Annotated in this window: 14 protein-coding genes; 10 read left to right on the forward strand and 4 right to left on the reverse strand. The window is 72.9% G+C overall.

Annotated elements, in window-relative coordinates; genetic code table 11:
* The first annotated feature begins 160 nt into the window (after positions 1–160).
* The 8 genes from A3Q37_RS05370 (at position 161) to A3Q37_RS05405 (ending at position 12638) form a co-directional block, all read left to right on the forward strand.
* The gene (locus tag A3Q37_RS05370) at positions 161–2983 is read left to right on the forward strand and encodes a bifunctional diguanylate cyclase/phosphodiesterase (RefSeq protein WP_065478261.1); all 2823 of its coding nucleotides are present in this window, start codon (positions 161–163) and stop codon (positions 2981–2983) included.
* Positions 2984–3201: 218 nt separating this feature from the next.
* The gene (locus tag A3Q37_RS05375; RefSeq protein WP_065478264.1) at positions 3202–5058 is read left to right on the forward strand and encodes an acetolactate synthase large subunit; all 1857 of its coding nucleotides are present in this window, start codon (positions 3202–3204) and stop codon (positions 5056–5058) included.
* A 23-nt stretch (positions 5059–5081) separates the two neighbouring features.
* Entirely contained in the window at positions 5082–5609 is a 528-nt protein-coding gene (gene ilvN / locus A3Q37_RS05380; protein ID WP_006127785.1) for an acetolactate synthase small subunit, read from the forward strand.
* A 115-nt stretch (positions 5610–5724) separates the two neighbouring features.
* On the forward strand, positions 5725–6726 hold the full coding sequence (gene ilvC / locus A3Q37_RS05385) for a ketol-acid reductoisomerase (protein WP_065478267.1): 1002 nt from the start codon (positions 5725–5727) through the stop codon (positions 6724–6726).
* A gap of 263 nt (positions 6727–6989) precedes the next feature.
* Entirely contained in the window at positions 6990–8582 is a 1593-nt protein-coding gene (serA, locus tag A3Q37_RS05390; protein WP_065478268.1) for a phosphoglycerate dehydrogenase, read from the forward strand.
* 198 nt (positions 8583–8780) lie between these two features.
* The gene (locus A3Q37_RS05395) at positions 8781–11333 is read left to right on the forward strand and encodes a Tox-REase-5 domain-containing protein (protein WP_065478271.1); all 2553 of its coding nucleotides are present in this window, start codon (positions 8781–8783) and stop codon (positions 11331–11333) included.
* An 82-nt stretch (positions 11334–11415) separates the two neighbouring features.
* Positions 11416–12114, forward strand: coding sequence for a hypothetical protein (locus A3Q37_RS05400; RefSeq protein WP_065478275.1), 699 nt, complete (start codon positions 11416–11418; stop codon positions 12112–12114).
* On the forward strand, positions 12111–12638 hold the full coding sequence (locus A3Q37_RS05405) for a hypothetical protein (protein ID WP_065478279.1): 528 nt from the start codon (positions 12111–12113) through the stop codon (positions 12636–12638). Before A3Q37_RS05400 ends, A3Q37_RS05405 begins: the two co-directional genes overlap by 4 nt.
* On the opposite strand, the gene A3Q37_RS05410 is transcribed toward A3Q37_RS05405, so the two are convergent.
* On the reverse strand, positions 12592–14298 hold the full coding sequence (locus tag A3Q37_RS05410) for a SpoIIE family protein phosphatase (RefSeq protein ID WP_065478706.1): 1707 nt from the start codon (positions 14296–14298) through the stop codon (positions 12592–12594). The two genes, A3Q37_RS05405 and A3Q37_RS05410, sit on opposite strands and share 47 nt — an antisense overlap.
* A gap of 280 nt (positions 14299–14578) precedes the next feature.
* Between A3Q37_RS05410 and A3Q37_RS05415 the strand changes: the two genes are divergently transcribed.
* Positions 14579–15361 carry an isoprenyl transferase gene (locus A3Q37_RS05415; RefSeq protein WP_065478280.1) on the forward strand — a complete coding sequence of 261 codons (783 nt, stop codon included), beginning with the start codon at positions 14579–14581 and terminating at the stop codon, positions 15359–15361.
* 29 nt (positions 15362–15390) lie between these two features.
* Here the strand turns inward: A3Q37_RS05415 and A3Q37_RS05420 are convergent, their stop codons facing one another.
* Together A3Q37_RS05420 and A3Q37_RS05425 are read right to left on the reverse strand one after the other, a co-directional pair.
* Positions 15391–17013 (reverse strand): amidohydrolase, encoded by a 1623-nt coding sequence (locus A3Q37_RS05420; RefSeq protein WP_065478283.1) that lies wholly within the window; start codon positions 17011–17013, stop codon positions 15391–15393.
* A 63-nt stretch (positions 17014–17076) separates the two neighbouring features.
* Positions 17077–17703: a TetR/AcrR family transcriptional regulator gene (locus A3Q37_RS05425; protein WP_065478289.1), complete on the reverse strand. Its 627-nt coding sequence runs from the start codon at positions 17701–17703 to the stop codon at positions 17077–17079.
* 3 nt (positions 17704–17706) lie between these two features.
* On the opposite strand from A3Q37_RS05425, the gene A3Q37_RS05430 reads away from it, so the two are divergent.
* The gene (locus tag A3Q37_RS05430; RefSeq protein ID WP_255311745.1) at positions 17707–19269 is read left to right on the forward strand and encodes a cytosine permease; all 1563 of its coding nucleotides are present in this window, start codon (positions 17707–17709) and stop codon (positions 19267–19269) included.
* On the opposite strand, the gene A3Q37_RS05435 is transcribed toward A3Q37_RS05430, so the two are convergent.
* A complete protein-coding gene (locus A3Q37_RS05435) occupies positions 19266–20414 on the reverse strand; it encodes a CdaR family transcriptional regulator (protein ID WP_065478293.1) in 1149 nt (382 codons plus the stop codon). The two genes, A3Q37_RS05430 and A3Q37_RS05435, sit on opposite strands and share 4 nt — an antisense overlap.
* Between the last annotated feature and the right edge of the window lie 46 nt (positions 20415–20460).

The following is a 20460-nucleotide window of genomic DNA, read 5'->3' on the forward strand; positions in this document are numbered from 1 at the left end:
CGACGGGGCGCACCGCCCGCCGATGGCCGGATCCATGCCTCGGGGCGATGTCCCGGGGCCGGCCCCGGCCGCCGCGGAGCGAGCGGCGCCGGAGGGGCTCCGCGCGGAGCCAGGCGCCGGGGAGCGCGTGCCCGGCGGGCCCGGGGCGGGGAGCCCTCCGGTGAGCGCGCTGGGGGCCCTGCTCGCCCCGCGGTCCGAGTCCGGCTCCACCGGGATGCGGTCCCGGATCCTGCTCGGCCTCGTCTGCGCGGGATATTCGGTGGGCGCCGCCTTCGGCTGGGGGTCACCGCAAGTCGCCGTCTTCATGGGGGACTTCGGTCTCGCCGCGGCCGCGCTGGTCGCCGCGGTCTCCTGCTTCCTGTACGCGCGGACGGGCGCGGGCCGGCTGCGGCCCGCCTGGCTGCTGTTCTCGCTCTCCTCCCTGATGGCGGCCTGCGGCAACGCCGTCTGGGGGTGGTACGAGGTGATCCTCGGCGTCCCCGTGCCCACCCCCTCCCTCGCCGACGTGTTCTTCCTCTGCTTCGCGCCGCCCGCCATCGTCGGGCTGCTCGTCCTCGCCAAACGGCCCGTCACCCGGGCTGGCTGGGTCTGCCTCGCCCTGGACGCCTGGCTGATCGGCGGCTCCCTGCTGACGCTCGCCTGGAGCCTCGCCCTCGCGCACACCGCGCACATGGCGGGCGTCCAGGACACCAGCGTCGCGCCCGCGGCCCTCTCGCTGGCCTATCCGCTGCTCGACATCGTCCTCGTCTCGATGGTGCTCGCCCTGCACTTCCGGCGGGCCGGGGTCAACCGCTCCGCGGTGAACACCGCCATCGCCGCCCTGGCGCTCACCGTGCTGAGCGACGCGGTGTTCACCTCGCCGCTGCTGCGCTCCACCTACCACTCGGGCCAGCTCCTCGACGCCGGCTGGTTCGCCGGGTCGCTGCTCCTCGCCTACGCCCCCTGGGGCGCCCGGCGCGGCGCCCGCAGGCCCGCCCGGCCGGGGCCCCCGCGCGCCATCGCCAGCCGCCCGATCGCCGGCTCCCTCGCCGCCCTCACCCCGTATCTCGCCGCCGCCGTCTGCACCCTGGGGATTCTGTACAACGTGGTCGACGGCCGCCGGGTGGACCGGGTCGTCATCTTCACCGGCTGCACCGTGGTCCTGGCGCTGGTCGTCCGGCAGGGCATCATGCTGCTGGACAACATCTCCCTCACCCAGGAGCTGGCCCAGAAGGAGAACCACTTCCGCTCCCTGGTGCAGGGCTCCAGCGACGTCATCATGATCGCCGCGCCCAACGGCACCCTGCGCTACGTCAGCCCCGCCGCCGCCGGGGTCTACGGGCGCGAGGCGGAGCAGCTCGTCGGCGCCGAGCTGTCCTCGATCATCCACCCCGACGACCTCGGCCGGGTCGTCCACGAGGTGCGGCGCTTCCTCGCCGCCCCGCCCCACGAGGAACCCACCACCCGCATCGAATGCCGCTTCCGCTCCGGCACCGGCGACTGGCTCAACGTCGAGTCCACCGTCAACCGCCACCAGGGCGGCCTCCTCCTCAACAGCCGGGACGTCACCGAACGGGTGCGGCTCCAGGCCCAGTTGCAGCACAACGCCGAGCACGACCCGCTCACCGACCTGCCCAACCGGGCCCTGTTCACCGCCCGGGTCCGCCAGGCGCTCGGCGGCCGCCGCTCGGGCGACCCCGGCACCGCCGTCCTCTTCATCGACCTCGACGGCTTCAAGCAGGTCAACGACACCATCGGCCACCAGGCGGGCGACGAACTGCTCATCCAGGCCGGCCGCCGCCTCCAGGAGTCCGTCCGGGCCGGCGACACCGCCGCCCGGCTCGGCGGCGACGAGTTCGCCGCGCTCATCATGGGCGACGGCACCCGCGACCAGGGCGCCCGCGAGTACCAGGTCCACGAGATCGCCGACCGGCTGCGCCTCACCCTCTCCCAGCCCTACCGGATCGGCGGCAGCGAGGTCCGGGTGGCCGCGTCCATCGGGGTGGCCTTCGCCGAGCCCGCCATCAGCCCCACCGACCTCATGCGCAACGCCGACCTCGCGATGTACCGCGCCAAGGCCGGCGGCAAGGACCGGGTCGAGCTGTACGCCCCGCAGATGCAGGCCGACGTCGTACGCCGCTCCGAGCTGGCCACCCGGCTGCGCTCCGCCCTGCGCGACGGCGAGTTCGCCCTGCTCCACCAGCCCGTCGTCCATCTCGCCAGCGGCTCCGTCGCCGCCGTCGCCGCCCAGGCCCGCTGGCGCTCCGCCCAGGGCATCCTGTTCACCCCCGCCGAGTTCCTGCGGGTCTCCGGCGACGACGACCGCACCGCCGAGCTAGGCCGCTGGCTCCTGGACGAGGCCGTCGCCCAGGCCGCCGACCGGGCCAGGGCCGGACACCCCGTCGCCGTCTCCGTCCGGCTCTCCGCCGCCCGGCTGCTGGACGCGGCCCCGCCGCCCGGCTCCATCGAGGCGCTGCTGACCCGCCACGGGCTGCCCTCCGGCGCCCTGATGATCGAGGTCGCCGACAGCGACCCGCGCGTCTCCTTCGACGCCCTGGAGCAGCGCCTCGTGGCCCTGCGCCGGCTCGGCGTGCGGATCGCGCTCGACGGGTTCGGCAGCGGCTTCGCGGCGATCAACGCGCTGCGCCGGCTCCCCATCGACGTACTGAAGCTCGACCGGAACCTGGTGGAGGGCGTGGTCGAATCGGCCAGGCTGCACAAGATCACCAGCGGTCTGCTGCGGATCGCCTGCGACCTCGGCCTCCAGTCCGTCGCGGACGGCGTCGACGTCCCCGAGCAGGTCCTCGCCCTGCGCGCCATGGGGTGCACCCACGGCCAGGGAATGGCCTTCTCCGGCCCGCTCGACGAGTACCGGCTGCGACGCGCCCTGGTCCGCGGGGAGTTCCCCGTACCGGGCATTCCCAGCCCCCGGCCGGTGATGGCGGGCGGCTCGATCCCGCTGCTGACCGGATCACATACTGAGACGCCTGTCCCACCCACTTGACACGTCATGCGTGCCGGAGAGAGGGTCAATGCCATGCGCACCCAAATTCTCGTACTTGGAAAGCGCGTCGGCTGAAGCAGAGTCACTCCACGACACTCTGCGGACCGCATCCGGCGCGCTCCCCTCGCTTGCCTCACGGCACGAGGGGTTTTTTGTTGCACTGACACCTCTCAAAACGCCGCAAAACACCCGCGAAAACCCTCAGCTTCGAGAAGAGAATGCCGATGACCGAGCAGGCCACCGGGGCCCACCACCCGCAGCCGCGCGCCCGTACCGGCGGACAGCCGTCCGTCACCGTTGAGCACGTCACGGGCGCGCAGTCCCTCATCCGCTCTCTCGAGGAAGTCGGCGCCGACACGGTATTCGGCATTCCCGGCGGCGCGATCCTCCCCGCCTACGACCCGATGATGGACTCCACCCGGGTCCGCCACGTCCTGGTCCGCCACGAGCAGGGCGCCGGCCACGCCGCCACCGGATACGCGCAGGCCACCGGCAAAGTCGGCGTCTGCATGGCCACCTCGGGCCCCGGCGCCACCAACCTGGTCACCCCGATCGCCGACGCGCACATGGACTCCGTGCCGCTCGTCGCGATCACCGGCCAGGTCGCCTCCAAGGCCATCGGCACCGACGCCTTCCAGGAAGCCGACATCTGCGGCATCACGATGCCGATCACCAAGCACAACTTCCTGGTCACCAAGGCCGAGGACATCCCGCACACCATCGCCGAGGCCTTCCACATCGCCTCCACCGGCCGCCCCGGACCGGTCCTCGTCGACATCGCCAAGGACGCCCTCCAGGCGAAGACCACCTTCAGCTGGCCGCCCACCCAGGACCTGCCCGGCTACCGCCCGGTGACCAAGCCGCACGCCAAGCAGATCCGCGAGGCCGCCAAGCTGATCACCCAGTCCAAGCGCCCCGTGCTGTACGTCGGCGGCGGCGTCCTGAAGGCCGGGGCCACCGCCGAGCTGAAGGTCCTCGCGGAGCTGACCGGAGCGCCCGTCACCACCACCCTGATGGCGCTCGGCGCCTTCCCCGACAGCCACCCGCTGCACGTGGGAATGCCGGGCATGCACGGTGCGGTCACCGCCGTCACCGCGCTCCAGAAGGCCGACCTGATCGTCGCCCTCGGAGCCCGCTTCGACGACCGCGTCACCGGCAAGCTGGACAGCTTCGCCCCGTACGCCAAGATCGTCCACGCCGACATCGACCCCGCCGAGATCGGCAAGAACCGCACCGCCGACGTGCCGATCGTCGGCGACGCCCGCGAGGTCCTGGCCGACCTGGTCCAGGCGGTCCAGGCCGAGCACACCGAGGGCAACACCGGCGACTATGCCGCCTGGTGGAAGGACCTCAACCGCTGGCGCGACACCTACCCGCTCGGCTACGACCTGCCCGAGGACGGCAGCCTCTCGCCGCAGCAGGTCATCCAGCGCATCGGCAAGCTCGCCCCCGAGGGCACGATCTTCGCGGCCGGTGTCGGACAGCACCAGATGTGGGCCTCCCACTTCATCGACTACGAGCAGCCCGCCACCTGGCTCAACAGCGGCGGCGCCGGAACGATGGGGTACGCGGTCCCGGCCGCGATGGGCGCCAAGGCCGGCATGCCCGACCGCACGGTCTGGGCCATCGACGGCGACGGCTGCTTCCAGATGACCAACCAGGAACTGACCACCTGCGCGCTCAACAACATCCCGATCAAGGTCGCCGTCATCAACAACGGCGCCCTCGGGATGGTCCGCCAGTGGCAGACCCTCTTCTACAACCAGCGCTACTCCAACACCGTGCTGCACTCCGGCGCGGACACCGACGGCAACGCCGCCAAGGGCACCCGCGTCCCGGACTTCGTCAAGCTGTCCGAGGCCATGGGCTGCCACGCCATCCGCTGCGAGGACCCGGCCGACCTGGACAAGGTCATCGAAGAGGCCAACTCCATCAACGACCGCCCCGTCGTGATCGACTTCATCGTCCACGAGGACGCCATGGTCTGGCCGATGGTCGCCGCCGGCACCTCCAACGACGAGGTCCAGGCCGCGCGCGGCGTCCGCCCCGACTTCGGCGACAACGAAGACGACTGAGAGACAGAGAGAGAACGACTCCCATGTCCGAAAAGCACACGCTCTCCGTCCTGGTCGAGAACAAGCCCGGTGTCCTCGCCCGGATCACCGCCCTGTTCTCCCGACGCGGCTTCAACATCGACTCGCTCGCGGTCGGTACGACCGAGCACCCCGACATCTCCCGCATCACCATCGTCGTGAATGTCGAGGGCCTGCCCCTGGAGCAGGTGACCAAGCAGCTCAACAAGCTGGTCAACGTCCTGAAGATCGTCGAACTCGAGCCGTCCGCTGCGATCCAGCGGGAGCTCGTCCTGGTGAAGGTCCGCGCCGACAGCGAGACCCGCTCCCAGATCGTCGAGATCGTCCAGCTGTTCCGCGCCAAGACCGTCGACGTCTCCCCGGAGGCCGTCACGATCGAGGCGACCGGAGGGGCCGACAAGCTGGAGGCGATGCTCAAGATGCTGGAGCAGTACGGCATCAAGGAGCTCGTCCAGTCCGGCACCATCGCCATAGGGCGCGGCGCGCGCTCGATCACCGACCGGTCCCTGCGCGCCCTCGACCGCTCCGCCTGAGCGGACGGACCCGGCGGAGTCGCGCACTCCGCTCGCATGGCGAGACCCGACAACGCATACGACGCACCCCGCCGTACGGTGGGACGCAACACCTGCACACCAAGGAGAAGACCCAGTGGCCGAGCTGTTCTACGACGACGATGCCGACCTGTCCATCATCCAGGGCCGCAAGGTCGCGGTTCTCGGTTACGGCAGCCAGGGCCACGCCCACGCGCTGTCGCTCCGTGACTCCGGCGTCGACGTCCGCGTCGGTCTGCACGAGGGCTCGAAGTCCAAGGCCAAGGCCGAGGAGCAGGGCCTGCGCGTGGTGACCCCCGCCGAGGCGGCCGCCGAGGCCGACGTCATCATGATCCTCGTCCCGGACCCGATCCAGGCCCAGGTCTACGAGGAGTCCGTCAAGGACAACCTCAAGGCCGGCGACGCGCTGTTCTTCGGCCACGGCCTGAACATCCGCTTCGGCTTCATCAAGCCCCCGGCCGACGTCGACGTCTGCATGGTCGCCCCCAAGGGCCCCGGCCACCTGGTCCGCCGCCAGTACGAGGAGGGCCGCGGCGTCCCCTGCATCGTGGCCGTCGAGCAGGACGCCACGGGCAAGGGCCTGGAGCTCGCCCTGTCGTACGCCAAGGGCATCGGCGGCACCCGCGCCGGCGTCATCAAGACCACCTTCACCGAGGAGACCGAGACCGACCTGTTCGGTGAGCAGGCCGTCCTCTGCGGTGGCACCGCCGCCCTGGTCAAGGCCGGTTTCGAGACGCTGACCGAGGCCGGCTACCAGCCCGAGATCGCGTACTTCGAGTGCCTGCACGAGCTGAAGCTCATCGTCGACCTCATGTACGAGGGCGGCCTGGAGAAGATGCGCTGGTCCATCTCGGAGACCGCCGAGTGGGGCGACTACGTCACCGGCCCCCGGATCATCACCGACGCCACCAAGGCCGAGATGAAGAAGGTCCTCGCCGAGATCCAGGACGGCACCTTCGCCAAGAACTGGATGGCCGAATACCACAACGGTCTGCCCAAGTACAACGAGTACAAGAAGGCCGACAGCGACCACCTGCTGGAGACCACGGGCCGCGAGCTGCGCAAGCTCATGAGCTGGGTGAACGACGAAGAGGCCTAGGCCTCGGGGGAGCGGGGCGGGGCCGTCACGGACCCGCCCCGCTCCGCAGCATCCCGGGGGCGTTCCGTACGGCTGTACACCACGTCCACCCTCGTGCGGGTGATCCTTCCACGGGGGCGCGGTACACGGCCCGTCGCATGACTACACTTCTCAACACATACACGCGTCAGGGCCCACAGTGTCGTGCGTCTACCACGCGGCTAGCCCCTCCACCGCCTGCGGCCGTCGGGACGGCCGTCCGCACTGGACTTGTGAGGACTCACGTGAGCTCGAAACCTGTCGTACTCATCGCTGAAGAGCTGTCGCCCGCCACGGTCGACGCCCTGGGTCCGGATTTCGAGATCCGGCACTGCAACGGCGCGGACCGCGCCGAGCTGCTCCCCGCGATCGCCGACGTCGACGCGATCCTGGTGCGCTCCGCCACCAAGGTCGACGCCGAGGCCCTCGCCGCCGCCAAGAAGCTCCGGGTCGTGGCCCGCGCGGGCGTCGGTCTGGACAACGTGGACGTCTCCGCCGCCACCAAGGCCGGCGTGATGGTCGTCAACGCCCCGACCTCCAACATCGTCACCGCCGCCGAGCTGGCCTGCGGTCTGCTGGTGGCCACCGCGCGCAACATCCCGCAGGCCAACACCGCGCTCAAGAACGGCGAGTGGAAGCGCTCCAAGTACACCGGGGTCGAGCTCAGCGAGAAGGTCCTCGGCGTCGTCGGCCTCGGCCGCATCGGCGTCCTGGTCGCCCAGCGCATGTCGGCCTTCGGCATGAAGATCGTCGCCTACGACCCCTACGTCCAGCCGGCCCGCGCCGCGCAGATGGGCGTCAAGCTCCTCAGCCTGGACGAGCTGCTGGAGGTCGCCGACTTCATCACCGTGCACCTGCCGAAGACCCCCGAGACCCTCGGTCTCATCGGCGACGAGGCGCTGCACAAGGTGAAGCCCTCGGTCCGCATCGTCAACGCCGCGCGCGGCGGGATCGTCGACGAGGAGGCCCTGTACTCCGCCCTCAAGGAGGGCCGCGTCGCCGGCGCCGGCCTCGATGTGTATGCGAAGGAGCCCTGCACGGACTCCCCGCTGTTCCAGTTCGACCAGGTCGTCTGCACCCCGCACCTCGGCGCCTCCACCGACGAGGCGCAGGAGAAGGCGGGCATCGCCGTCGCCAAGTCCGTGCGTCTCGCGCTCGCCGGTGAGCTGGTCCCGGACGCGGTCAACGTCCAGGGCGGCGTCATCGCCGAGGACGTACGCCCCGGTCTGCCGCTCGCCGAGAAGCTCGGCCGGATCTTCACCGCGCTGGCGGGCGAGGTCGCGGCCCGCCTCGACGTCGAGGTGTACGGCGAGATCACCCAGCACGACGTCAAGGTGCTGGAGCTCTCCGCGCTCAAGGGCGTCTTCGAGGACGTCGTCGACGAGACCGTGTCGTACGTCAACGCCCCGCTGTTCGCGCAGGAGCGCGGTGTCGAGGTCCGCCTCACCACCAGCTCCGAATCGCCCGACCACCGCAACGTGGTCACCGTGCGCGGCACGCTCGGCAGCGGCGAGGAGGTCGCGGTCTCCGGCACGCTGGCCGGCCCGAAGCACCTCCAGAAGATCGTGGCCATCGGCGAGCACGACGTCGACCTGGCCCTCGCGGACCACATGGTCGTCCTGCGCTACCAGGACCGTCCCGGTGTGGTCGGCACGGTCGGCAAGATCCTCGGCGAGGCCGGGCTGAACATCGCGGGCATGCAGGTCTCGCGGGCCACGGAGGGCGGCGAGGCGCTGGTCGTCCTCACCGTCGACGAGACGGTCCCGCAGCCGGTGCTGAACGAGATCGCCGAGGAGATCGGCGCGTCCTCGGCCCGCTCGGTGAACCTCACCGACTGACGCACCCCGTACGAACCCCGGCTGCCGGGCGCCCCTCCACGGGGGTGCCCGGCAGCCGCTTTTTCTGCGGGCTGAGCGGGGCCGGATTCGCCCCTGTGGGCCCGTGGTTGGGCCCTGGGGCCCACGACGCGCGAGGCGCCCCGACCCTAGGGTGACCGGTTGTCATGTCACTCATGGGCACCGGGGGTCGGATCGCGTATGTCTGCTGTCGGTGGCATACCCGTAGCGGGAGGCCCGGCCCCGGCCGCCGCCCCCCGTCGTGATCTCCCGGGCCCGCTCGCCGCGGTCCGGGTGCTGCTCCTGGTCCTGCTCGGCGCGACGGTCCTCGGCGCGGTCGGTCTCTCCGGCTCCGCGATCGCCGCCGACGCCATGGGCGCCCAGGTGTTCGGCATCCTGCTGTACGCCTCCGCGCCCGGGGTGCTCTGCGCGCTGCTGGCCTGGCATCTGCGTACCGGCGGCAGACGCGTGCGGTGGGGGATCGTCGCCGTCCAGATCTGGCTGATCATCGGCGGCCTCGGCAACCTGTCGGACGGGTCGCCGGACGGGTTCACGCAGCTGGTGCTGCCGGCGCTGATCCTGGTGCTGCTGCGCCGTCCGGAGAGCCGCGCGTGGTTCCTGCTGCCGCCCCGGGAGCGCGGGGAGCCGCCGAAGTTCTCGCTCCCGCACATGATCACCTGGCGCCGGGACCGGGGGCAGTCCGCGCTGGAGTACCTGGGCCTGGTCCTGATCGTCGTCGCGCTGATCGGGGCGCTGACGGTGGGCGGCCTCGGCGGCCGGATCACGGAGGGGCTCCAGTCGGCGATCTGCTCACTGACGGGCAGCTCGTGCCCGGTGTCACCCGGAGGCAGCGACACCGTCGCGGGGGACGATCCGGGCGGTGGCGCGGACGGCGGTACGTCGGGGAGCGCGGACGGGGGCGCGGATGGCGGGGCCGACGGGGGTGCGGATGGCGGGGCCGCCGACGGTGGTTCGACGACCACGGGCGGCACGACCGGCGGCACGACCACAGGCGGCACGACCGGTGGCGATGCGACGGGAGGCAGCGGCGGCACGGGCGGCTCCGGCGGCACGGGCAGCTCCGGCGGTACGGAGGGCACGGGCGGAACCCAAGGCACCGGCGGTTCCGAAGGCACCCAAGGCACCCAAGGGACCCAGGGCTCCAGCGGAACCCAAGGCACCGGAAGCCCCGACTCCTCCGGTGGCACCGGCGGGCCCGACGACGGCCGTCCCGGCACCGGCGAGGACACCTACTCCGAGGACAACGAGGAGCCCGAGGCCGCCTACGACGTACAGGCGTCCGACGACGGCGACGGTGACGGCGAGGGCGGCGAGCAGGCCGAGGAGCAGGAGGACTGTAGCGGCTGGGGCTTCTTCGGGTGTGCCTGGGACCGTACGACCCAGGTCGTCAAGGGCATCGTGGTCGACGGGATCTGGGGCGACATCACCGGCATCATCGACCTGTTCAAGCCGGAGACCTGGTCGGGCCTGGTCGACTACGGCAAGCAGCTCGGCGACCAGTGGGTGGCCGACTCCGAGGGCGCGGGCGACAAGTGGGCCGACGGCGACTACCTGGGCGCGCTCCTGGACTGGGGCGGGGCCTCCGTCAACACGGTGATCACGGTCGGCGACGACGTCTTCGTGGGCGACGAGGTCCGCGAGCGCTGGAACAACGGTGAGAAGACCCGGGCCGTCACCGATGTGATCTGGAACGTCGGTTCGCTGTTCATCCCCGGCTACAACGTGGCGAAGGTGGTCGGCAAGGCCGGGAAGCTCGGCAAGGTCGGCAAGGTGGCCTCCGATGTCGCGGACGCGGCGGGCGATGCGAGCGCCGCCGCCCGCCGGGCCCGCAAGGCCGCGGACGCGGGCGACCTCGACGGCGTACGCAAGGCGGCGAAGGAGGCCGACGAGGCGGCGGACAGCGCCGAGGACGCCGCGCGCCGGACCGGCTGCGTCATCGCGGGCGGACCGCCCAGGGTGCCGTACGGCGGAGGCGGAAGCGGGCTCGGCGGTGTGCCGGGCGCGGGCACCGGGGTGCTCGCGGGCGGCTCCGCGGGCCGCGTCGTCCTCGCCGAGGGCGGCTGCGACGAGGCGGCCAAGAAGGCGGCCGAGGAGGCGCGGGCGGCGGAACGCCAGGCGCACCTGGACCAGAAGCGGCTGGAGGAGCCGGAGCGGGCGCGCCGGGCGGAGGCGGACAAGAAGAAGTACCCGGAGCCGAAGCACAACGACACCTCCGACCCGCGCAACTACAACCCGCCGTCCTGGGCCGACGATCTCAAGGAGCGTACGCTCGGCGACGCCGACGCGGGCGACGGCTACTGGGCCAGCCGGGACCGCAACCCCGCGCCGAACTGGAAGAACGAGTCCTGGCTCCGCTACCAGGAGCAGGTGACCGGCACCAACCGCGGCCAGGAGTACGTCGTCCCGCATCCGCGCGAGGGCAAGCCGGCGGTGGAGTACGACGGTTGGGACTCCTCCCGGCAGACGTTCCTGGAGGCCAAGAACGGTTACGGCAGCTATCTGTCCCAGACCGACCGGGGCTCCCTGACCCCGTCCGGCAAGGACAAGTTCGTCACCGAGGCCCGCGCCCAGGTCGAGGCGGCCGGCGGCCGGACCGTGGAGTGGCACTTCTCCGACCCGGACGTGGCCAAGGCGGCCCGCAAGGCGTTCCGGGACGAGGGGCTGCCGATCAAGGTGGTGCACACCAAGCCCCACCCGGGCGACAGCACCAGGAAACCGGAAGCCTTCGACTAGCCTGCAACGCGTGGTGCTCCCCGGCCGCCGGCCGGCCGGGGGAGCCGCGTGCAGCGGGCAGGCCGACGGAGGAGAGACGAGCATGCGACGTGTAGTGCGGGGCTTCTGGGGTCCCCGGCCGGAGCCGGTCGAGGCGGTGGCCGACCGGTGGCTGCGGACCCTCGACGGGCTCGCCGAGCTGGTCCCGCAGGCGGCCGACGTCTGGAGCCAGGTCCACGGGAACGGGCCCGCCACCGCCTTCACCGCCGACCGGGACGCCCTGCTCGGCGCGCTCCGCACCGCCCAGAGCGCGACCGACTGGTCCGACCTCACCGGGACCGGGCTGCGGCTCGTCGGTACCGGCGCGGCCGGCTGGCAGGCCGAGGTCAGCGGACTGGCCGGGGGCGCGCCGGAGTTCCTGCTCCAGTCGCTCGCGATCATCCTGCACGCCCCGGACGAGGCCGTGGTCCCCGAGGAGGCCCTGCTCACCCTCGTCGCCCGGGAGTGGGAGCCGGACTTCGGCGATGTGAGCGACGACGACGTGCTGGACGCGCTGGAGGACGACGCCGGCTACTCCGTGGGCGACCCCGTCGTCGGCCGCACCGGCTATCTCTCCCCGGCCCGCGCCGCCCTCGTCCCCGGAGACCTGGAGACCGTCCGCGAACCCCTGCCGGGCGGCGGGGAGTTGCTGAGCATCGCGGCCCCGGGCGACAGCGTGACCGTGGTGCGGGTGTACGAGCGGCTGCGCGAGGCGGGGGCGCTGGCGCCGCTGCCCCGCCCGATGGACCGGCCGGTGCTGTGACCTCCCGCGCGGGGGAGCCCTTCGAGCTCGGGCGGGCGTTGACCGAGATCGAGGAACTCCTCGCCGTCCCCCTGCCGCCCACCGGCCTCACGACCGCGCTGGGCGACCCGGCGACCGGCGAGTGGACCGCCACCCAGGGGCCCGGCTTCCGTATCGTCCCGCTCTGGGAGGGCGACCCGATGACCGGCGTGTACGCCCCCGAGTGGAGCGATGCGGAGGAGGCGGCGGAGGCCCGTCTGATGTCCCTGGCCGTGGAGTTGGGCCGCCGCTGGGGCCCGCACACCGAGGTCCCCCTGCATGGGCCGTTGCTGCGGTGGCAGGGCGGCTCGGCGGTGGACCCGCTGTTCGAGGCCCTGTTCCGGCAGGACCTGTACGGGGACCTGGTGGTGTGGGGTCCGGTGGGCGCCGACGGCCGCCGGCTCGCCCTGACGCTGGGACGGAGCGACGGTGACCAGCCGCTGGTGCTGGCGGCGCTGGTCAGCGACCGGGCTGTGGCGGCGAGTGATGAGGGTTCGCCGTCGTAGAGGGCAGATCCTGCTCGGCCCAGACGACCTTTCCCCCGGGGGTCCGGCAGGAGCCCCACCGGCGGCAGAGCATGTTGATCAGCTGGAGACCGCGGCCGCCCTCGGCGCTGAGCGGGGCGTGCTGGATCTGGGGCAGATCCGGCCCGATGTCCGAGACCTCGACGCACAGCCGGTCGTGGCGCAGCAGGCGCAGCCCGCTCGGTCCGCCGCCGTAACGGAGGGCGTTGCCGACGAGTTCGCTCACGACCAGTTCGGTGACGTCCATCAGCTCGGAGAGCGACCAGCGTTCCAGCTGGGCGCGGACCAGACGGCGCGCCGCACCGGCGGCCGACCCGTCGTCCGGGAGCGACCAGACGACCACGTCCGCGTCGGGCCGCGCCAGGGTCTCCGCCATGAGCACGACGGCGTCGTCGAACCGCCCGTCACCGCAGCTGTCGGTCCCGGTCCAGATCGCCTCGCAGCTGTCCGCCAGAGCGGCCGACGGGCCGTCGACCGACGCGCGCAGGCGTTCCAGCAGGACATCGACGTCCTCGTGCCGGTTCTTGATCAGCCCGTCGGTGTACATCACGAGGCGGCTGCCTTCCGGCACCTCCGCCGTCACCTCGTCGTAGGGGATGACCCCCGAGCCCAGGGGGGCGCCCGGGGGCACGTCCAGGAAGGCGGCACGACCGGCGGCGTCGATCGTCAGGGGCGGCGGGTGCCCCGCGCTGGCCAGCCGGTACGTCCGCTCGGCGTGGTCGTAGACGGCGCACAGGCAGGTGGCGACCTGGTCCTCCTCCAGGTCGCGGGCGGCCAGGTCGAGCCGGGCCAGTACGCGTTCCGGTGAGATGTCGAGACCCAGGAGCGTACGGGCGACGGAGCGCAGCCGGCCCATGGTCGCCGCGGCCGCCAGCCCATGGCCCATCACGTCCCCCACGACGAGGGCGCTGCGTCCGCTCGGCAGGGCCACCACGTCGAACCAGTCGCCGCCCACACCGCCGGGGTCGACGGCGGGCCGGTAGCTCGACACGACCTGGAGGCCCGGTGTGGAGGGAGCGGCGCGGGGCAGCAGGGCGCGTTGCAGCTTGACGACGGCCGCGCGCTCACGCCCGTACAGGCGGGCGTTGTCCACGAACACCGCGGCCTTCGCCGCCAGCTCGCACGCCAGGGCCACGTCGGCGTGCGAGAACGGCGGCCGGTCCCCGGACCGGAGGAAATCGACGAGTCCCAGGAGGACACCCCGGGAGACGAGGGGCAGCGCCAGATAGCTGTGCACTCCCGCGCGGCGCAGGACGAGGGCGGCGTGCGAGGTGGGGGCGATGTACTCGTACTGTGCCGGGGCGATGCGTCGCACCAGTGCCGGTCGGCGCGTGACCAGGCACTGATGGGCCACTTTGGAGGGGTGGGACGTGGTCAGCTCCCCCACCGGGTCCGGTTCGAGGTTCCCGAGCTCGTCGATGTGTGCCACGGCCATCGCCCGGGTCACGGGCGCCTCGGCCGATCCGCTCCGTTCCCCCTCGCCTCCGCGCACGATCGATTCCAGCAGGTCGACCGCGGCCGCGTCGGCCAGCTCCGGTACGGCGTAGTCCGCCAGTTCCTGGGCGGTCCGGTCCAGGTCGAGCGTCGTACCGATGTGGTCGCCCGCCGCGTTGAGCCATTCCAGGCGCCGGGTGCCGCCCATCGCCGTGGCCGCGCCCACGGCGCGCCGGAGGATCCGTGGGACAGGCAGCCGGTCGAGCACGGCACCGAGCGGGGTGCCCGGCCGGCCGGGACGGTGGTCCACGTGGTACCCCTCTTCCCGCAGGGGTCATTGGGAGAAGCACTTCGATTGTGCCCGCACCGAGCCGGTCCGGCCTCCGGAAGCCCCGGTCCGGGACGGACCCACGCCACTCTCCGGAGCCGCTGATAAGGTCCGTCGACATCCGCTGTCCCGTGCCGGTGCCCCGTGCTGGAGAGGGTTCATGAAGCTGCTCCCCCTGTTCCTCCGAAGGCCCCTCGAAGCGGTGTACGAGCGTCGGCTCGCCGCGACCCTGGTGGGCCTGCCGCGCCCCCAGCACGTCGGGATCATGGTCGACGGCAACCGGCGCTGGGCCCGCAAGGCCGGGCACACGGACGTCCGGGAGGGCTACCGGGCGGGCGGTGCCAAGGTGACCACGTTCCTGGGCTGGTGCACGGCCGCCGGGATCGAGCACGTTACCCTCTTCATGCTCTCCGACGACAACCTGGGCCGCCCCGCCGAGGAGCTCGGCCCGCTGATCGAGGTCATCGAGGAGACCGTCCGGGACATCACGGCCGAGGGCCGGGACTGGGAGGTCCGGGCGATCGGCTCGCTCGACATGCTGCCCGGCACCAGCGCCCGGGTGCTCAAAGAGGCCACCGCCGCCACGGCCGGGCGCGGCGGCCTCAAGGTGGACGTGGCGGTCGGCTACGGCGGCCGGCGCGAGATCGTCGACGCGGTGAAGAGCGCCTTCGAGGAGCACATCGCGGCCGGCGGCGACCCCGCCGAACTGGTCGCCCGGTTCGGGATCGACGACATCTCCCGCCATCTCTACTCACCCGTGGCCGACCACACCGACTTCATCATCCGCACCTCCGGGGAGCAGCGCCTGTCCGGCTTCCTGCTCTGGCAGTCCGCGTACGCCGAGATGCACTGGGTGGACTGCTACTGGCCGGCGTTCCGGCACGTGGACTTCCTGCGCGCGCTGCGCTCGTACGCCAGCCGGGAACGCCGCTTCGGCAAGTAGCGCCTGCCGCCCCGGCGCGTGAGGAGCGCTCAGAGTGACGCGTCGCGGTGGGTGGGGCGGCCGTCGACGACCGTGAGCAGCACCGGCAGGTCCGGCAGCTCGACGGCCGACGTGGTCAGCGGGCTGTCCGCGAAGACGGTGAAGTCGGCGCGGTGGCCCACGGCGAGCCGCCCGGCCTCGTGCTCCTCGCCCGCCGCCCAGGCGGCGTTGACCGTCATGCCCTGGAGCGCTTCGAGGGCGGTGAGCGCCTGGCCGGGGCCGTGCGGCGGCTGGGTGAGGTCGCGGCCGGGGCGGCGGTGGCGGGCGCCCGCCATGACGCCCAGCGGCGGGAAGGGGGCGATCGGCCAGTCGGAGCCGAGGACCACCCGCGCGCCCGCGTCCCACAGGTCGCGGCAGCGCCAGGCCCGGGAGGCGCGCTCCTCGCCGAGCCGCCGCGACCAGTTGTCGGTGTGGTCGGCCCGGGTGAAGTCGCAGCAGTGCGTGGGCTGCATGGAGGCCACCACGCCCAGCTCCGCGAACCGGGCCACGGTGTCGTCGGGCACCGTCTCGATGTGCTCGATCCGGTGGCGTACGGCAGGGCCTCCGGCGGTCCGGGCCTTCGCCACCGAGTCCAGGGCGTGGCGTACGGCGGCGTCCCCGATCGCGTGGGTGGCGGTGGGCACCCCGGCGCGGTGCAGCTCCCCGATGACCCGGGTGTAGACCTCGGGGTCGGGCCAGAAGGCGTGGGTCGACTCGCCGTGGCAGTCGGGGCGCTCCAGCCAGGCGGTGCCGTTGTCGATCGTGCCGTCCATGAACAGCTTGACGCCCGCCGTCCGCCACAGGGTCCCGCCCGTACCCTGCTGCCCGATCAGCTCCCGTACCGCGTCCGCGTCCGCACCGGGCTGGCACCAGGGCGCGACCCGCAGCCGCAGCGGCAGGTCGCCCGCCGCGTCCAGCTCGGCGTAGAGGGCGAGGCTGTCCCCGTTCGCGTCCATGGCGTGGCCGCCGGTGAGCCCCGCGGCGGCCATCGAGCGCAGCGCGGCGGCCAGCCGGTCGCGGCTCTCCTCACGGGTGGGCCGGGGCGCGGCCCGCTCGACGAGTTCGCAGGCGGCGTCCTCCAGCAGCAGCCCGGTCGGCCGCCCCGCCGCGTCGCAGACCACCTCGGCGGCCTGGTCGAACGTCCGGGGGCCGTCCACCCCCGCCAGCTCCAGCGCGCGCGGGCTGGCCAGCATCGAGTGGGCGTCGAAGAGCTGGAGCAGGGCCGGTACGCCGTCGAGCACGGGGGAGAGGGCGGCGGATTCCACCGGCGCGTCGCCGAAGACGTTCGGGTCCAGGCCCCAGGCGTGCAGCCACGCGCCGGGGGTCAGCCGCCGCACCTCGCCCGCCAGCGCTTCGCGCACCCCCGCCAGGTCCGTACAGCCGGACAGGTCGAGCCCATGCGTCAGTTCGGCCCCCGAGACCGGGTGGAGATGCCCGTCGACCAGGCCCGGGGTGACCACCGCGCCCCTGAGGTCGATCACCGTGGTCGAGGCGTCGGCCAGCGCCCGGATCTCCCGGTCGCCGCCCAGCGCTGCCGTCCGCCCGCCGGACACGGCCAGCGCGGTCTCCGGCAGGAACCGGCCCGTGACCGGGTCGAGCAGTCGGGCGGAGAGGAGGACGAGTGAGGTACGCACGGTGGCTCCAGGGGTGCTGATCGGAAGACGGCAGGGGACGGCAGGCGGTCGGGGTGCGGCGGATCAGGTGCTCAAGGCGCCCTCCGCCAGGCCCAGTTCGCGCTCCGCCGTGGTGTGTGCCATCCGGGCCACCGCGGCGGGCCGCCCGCTCGTGTCGGTGTTGGCGTGGGCGCCGAGCCCGTCCAGCACGACCAGGATCTGGACGGTCGTCACCGACGGGTCCGGGGTGCGGAACTCGCCGCGCTCCACGCCCTCCCGGATCAGGCCCTCCAGGCGTCCGCGCCAGGCGGCCTCCTGTTCGGCCACCCGGTCCCGCAGGGCGGGCCGGTAGCGGCTGAGGTGGCGGGCGTTGATCCAGAGCCGGCTGATCGCGTCGTACTCCTCGCCCGTCGTACGGCCGAGGAAGCCCGCCAGCCGCCGCACGGGGGAGATGTCCGCCGGGCCCTCGGGCAGCAGTGCGTCCAGTTCCCCGGTCGCCGCGCTGCCGAAGGCCTCGGCCACCAGCTCCTCGGCGGACGGGAAGTAGTGGCTGATCAGCCCCGGCCGGACGCCGAGGTCGTCGCCGATCCGGCGCAGGGTCACGCACTCCAGCCCCTCGGCGAGGGCGACGGCGGCGGCCGCGTCGACGATCTCCGCACGCCGGGCGGCAGGGCTTTTCCGAACACGGGGGCGCTGAACGCTTGACGACATGCCGTGAACGTTATTGAGTGTGCGACCAATAAGCAAGCAGGCGGGTACGACCAGCACTCGGAGGGCCCATGGCGTCCACGATTCCCGACCCGGTACCGGGCCGGCACGACACCGCGTACGCCCCGGAGGAAGCCGTCCCCGCGACGGGAACCCCCCCGCCCGGCGGAAGCCCCTCCCGTACCGGAGCGCGCGGCGGCCCGCATCGAGGCCCACGGCATCGACCACATCCCCGACGCCGACCGGCGCGGACGGCCCCGCGAACTGTTCGCCGTCTGGGCGGCCGCCAACGTCAACTACCTGAGCCTGCTGGCCGGCGGGGTGCTCGTCCTGATCGGTCTGACCCTGGTGCAGGCGCTCGCGGTGATCGTGGTCGGCAATCTGTTCTGGCTGCTCACGGGTGTGCTCGCGATCTCCGGACCGGCCTCGGGCACCCCGAGCGAGGTGATCACCCGGGCGATCTACGGCGTGCGCGGCAACCGGGTCAACAACGCGGTCGTCGGCTGGGCGATCTCCGTCTGCTACTTCGCCCTCAACCTGGCCGCCGCCGCGAGCGCCGCCACCGCGCTCGTCGAGCGCGCGGGCATCGCCCCCGGCGACGGGGTGACGGCCGCCGTCGTGGTGGTGATCGCCGCGCTCACGCTGGTCATCAGCGTCTGGGGGCACGCCGCGATCATGAAGCTCTACCTGCCGATCACGCTCGTCCTGGCCCTCGCCTTCACGGTCGTCGCCGTCAGCGTGTTCGGGCACGCCGATCTCTCCTACCGGCCCGCCGAACCGCTGGGCGGGACGGCTCTGTGGGCCACGCTCGCCGCCGGTCTCGCGCTCATCGCCTCGGGCCCGCTGTCGTACACGACCAGCGCCGACTTCTCCCGCTATCTGCCCCGTACGACATCGAAGCGGGCGGTCGTCGGCTGGACCGCGCTCGGCGGCTTCGTGCCCAGCGTCGTCGTCTGCTCGCTCGGCGCGCTGGCGGCCACGGCGGTGGACATGAGCGACCCGCAGGCCGGGCTCGAATCGATCCTGCCCGGCTGGTTCACCTCCGCCTTCCTGCTGGCCCTGGTCCTCGGCACGATCGCCATCAACGCCCTGACCGCCTACAGCGCGGGCCTCGCCCTCCAGGCCGTGGGCCTGCGGATCCGGCGCTCGTACAGCGTGCTCGTGGACGGGGCCGCGGCGGTCTCCCTGACCCTGTACGCCCTGCTGGTCTCCGACCTGCTCGACACCATGAGCGACGTCCTCCAGCTCACCGTCGTCCTGCTCGGCCCCAGCACCGCCCTCTACGCCACCGACATCCTGCTGCGCCGCAACCGCTACGACGGCCCCGCGCTGACGGACGAGAGCCCCGGCAGCCGGTTTTGGTACACGGGCGGCGTCAACCTCCCGGGAGCCCTCGCCCTCACGGCGGGTGTCGCCGCCGCGGCCCTGTGCGTGGACACCGTCTACACCGGCCCGGTCGCGTCGGTGCTGGGCGGCGTGGACCTCTCGCTCCCGGCGGGCATGCTCGTCGCGTCCGGGTGCTACGCGCTCCTGATGCGTCCGGGGCGCCCCGGACGGGACGCCGACTAGAGCCGCGCCCGTTTCACCGCCATGTGCAGCAGCAGCCGGTCCTCGCCGTCGTTCAGGTCGAGGCCGGTGATCTGCTGGATCCGGGAGAGCCGGTAGTACAGCGTCTGGCGGTGGATGCCCAGGGCGGCGGCCGTCCGGCTCGCCTGGCCCGCGCAGTCCAGGAAGACCTCCGCCGTGTGTGCCAGCTCCCGGTGCAGCGGGGTCAGCAGCGAGGCGACGGCCGGGTCCCCGGGGTCCGTGCCGGTGCCGGGGAGGGCGGTCAGCAGGCGGTACGGGCCGATCGCCGACCAGCGGGCGACCGGGCCGAGACGGGGTTCGGCCCGGGCCGAGCGGGCCGCCGCCGTGGCCTCGCGCCAGGAGACCGTCAGCTGGTCCAGGCCCCGGCGCGGTGTGGCGATCCCCCCGGTGGCGGCCGGGTCCGCGCCCGCGCGCAGCCGGTCCGCCGCGCTCAGGGCCGGGTCCAGGCGGTCCGGCGAGCGCAGCCGGACGAGCGCGGCCAGCGACAGGGGCCCGGCGGCCCCCGGCGCGGGGACCGTGGCCAGCGCGGCCGCCGACGCCACACCCCGTACCGACGGCGTGTCGTCGGCCCACGGGGCCACGCACACCACCGTGTGCAGCCCCTCCGCGTCCCGGCCCAGGGCCTCGCCCAGCGCGGCGACCGCCGTGTCGTGCTGCCGGCCCGGACCCGCCGTGAGCACCGCGCCGAACTCCCGCGAGAGGTCCGCGCCCGCTCGCGCCTCGTCGGCCAGGAGCGCCCCGATCCGGACGGTGACCTCCATCGCGGCGGCCAGCTGCTCGTCGGTCGGGCCGGGGTCGGTGTCGAGGAGCCAGACGTAACCGAGGACGACACCCCGATGGCGTACCGGGAGACAGAGACGGTCCCGGAACACCCCGGCCTCCGGCGCGGCGGGGATCCGGACCGGCCCGGTGGCCCGGGTGATGCCGAACCCCTCGAACCAGGCGCGGACGGCGGGCGTGGAGCGGCGGGTCAGGATCGAGCGGGTGCGGACCGGGTCCATCGCGCTGTCGTCGTCGCTGTCGTGGGCTCCGAAGGCGACCAGGCCGAAGTCCCGGTTCTCCAGGGTGGCCGGGGCGTCGAGGAGGGAGGAGATCTCGTCGACCAGTTCCTGGTAATCGCCTGTCACTCCGCCATTCTGCACCCCTTCGCGGCCTTCCTCATACAGATGTCTG

Source organism: Streptomyces sp. PTY087I2, from assembly GCF_001687325.1.
Lineage (GTDB): Bacteria > Actinomycetota > Actinomycetes > Streptomycetales > Streptomycetaceae > Streptomyces.

Bases quoted from the DNA above. Each gene is read 5' to 3' on its own strand.
- A3Q37_RS05415 (WP_065478280.1), top strand. From the start codon at position 14,579: ATGAAGCTGCTCCCCCTGTTCCTCCGAAGGCCCCTCGAAGCGGTGTAC.
- A3Q37_RS05410 (WP_065478706.1), bottom strand. From the start codon at position 14,298: ATGGGCGGCACCCGGCGCCTGGAATGGCTCAACGCGGCGGGCGACCAC.
- A3Q37_RS05395 (WP_065478271.1), top strand. From the start codon at position 8,781: ATGTCTGCTGTCGGTGGCATACCCGTAGCGGGAGGCCCGGCCCCGGCC.
- A3Q37_RS05400 (WP_065478275.1), top strand. From the start codon at position 11,416: ATGCGACGTGTAGTGCGGGGCTTCTGGGGTCCCCGGCCGGAGCCGGTC.
- A3Q37_RS05375 (WP_065478264.1), top strand. From the start codon at position 3,202: ATGCCGATGACCGAGCAGGCCACCGGGGCCCACCACCCGCAGCCGCGC.
- ilvN (WP_006127785.1), top strand. From the start codon at position 5,082: ATGTCCGAAAAGCACACGCTCTCCGTCCTGGTCGAGAACAAGCCCGGT.
- A3Q37_RS05425 (WP_065478289.1), bottom strand. From the start codon at position 17,703: ATGTCGTCAAGCGTTCAGCGCCCCCGTGTTCGGAAAAGCCCTGCCGCC.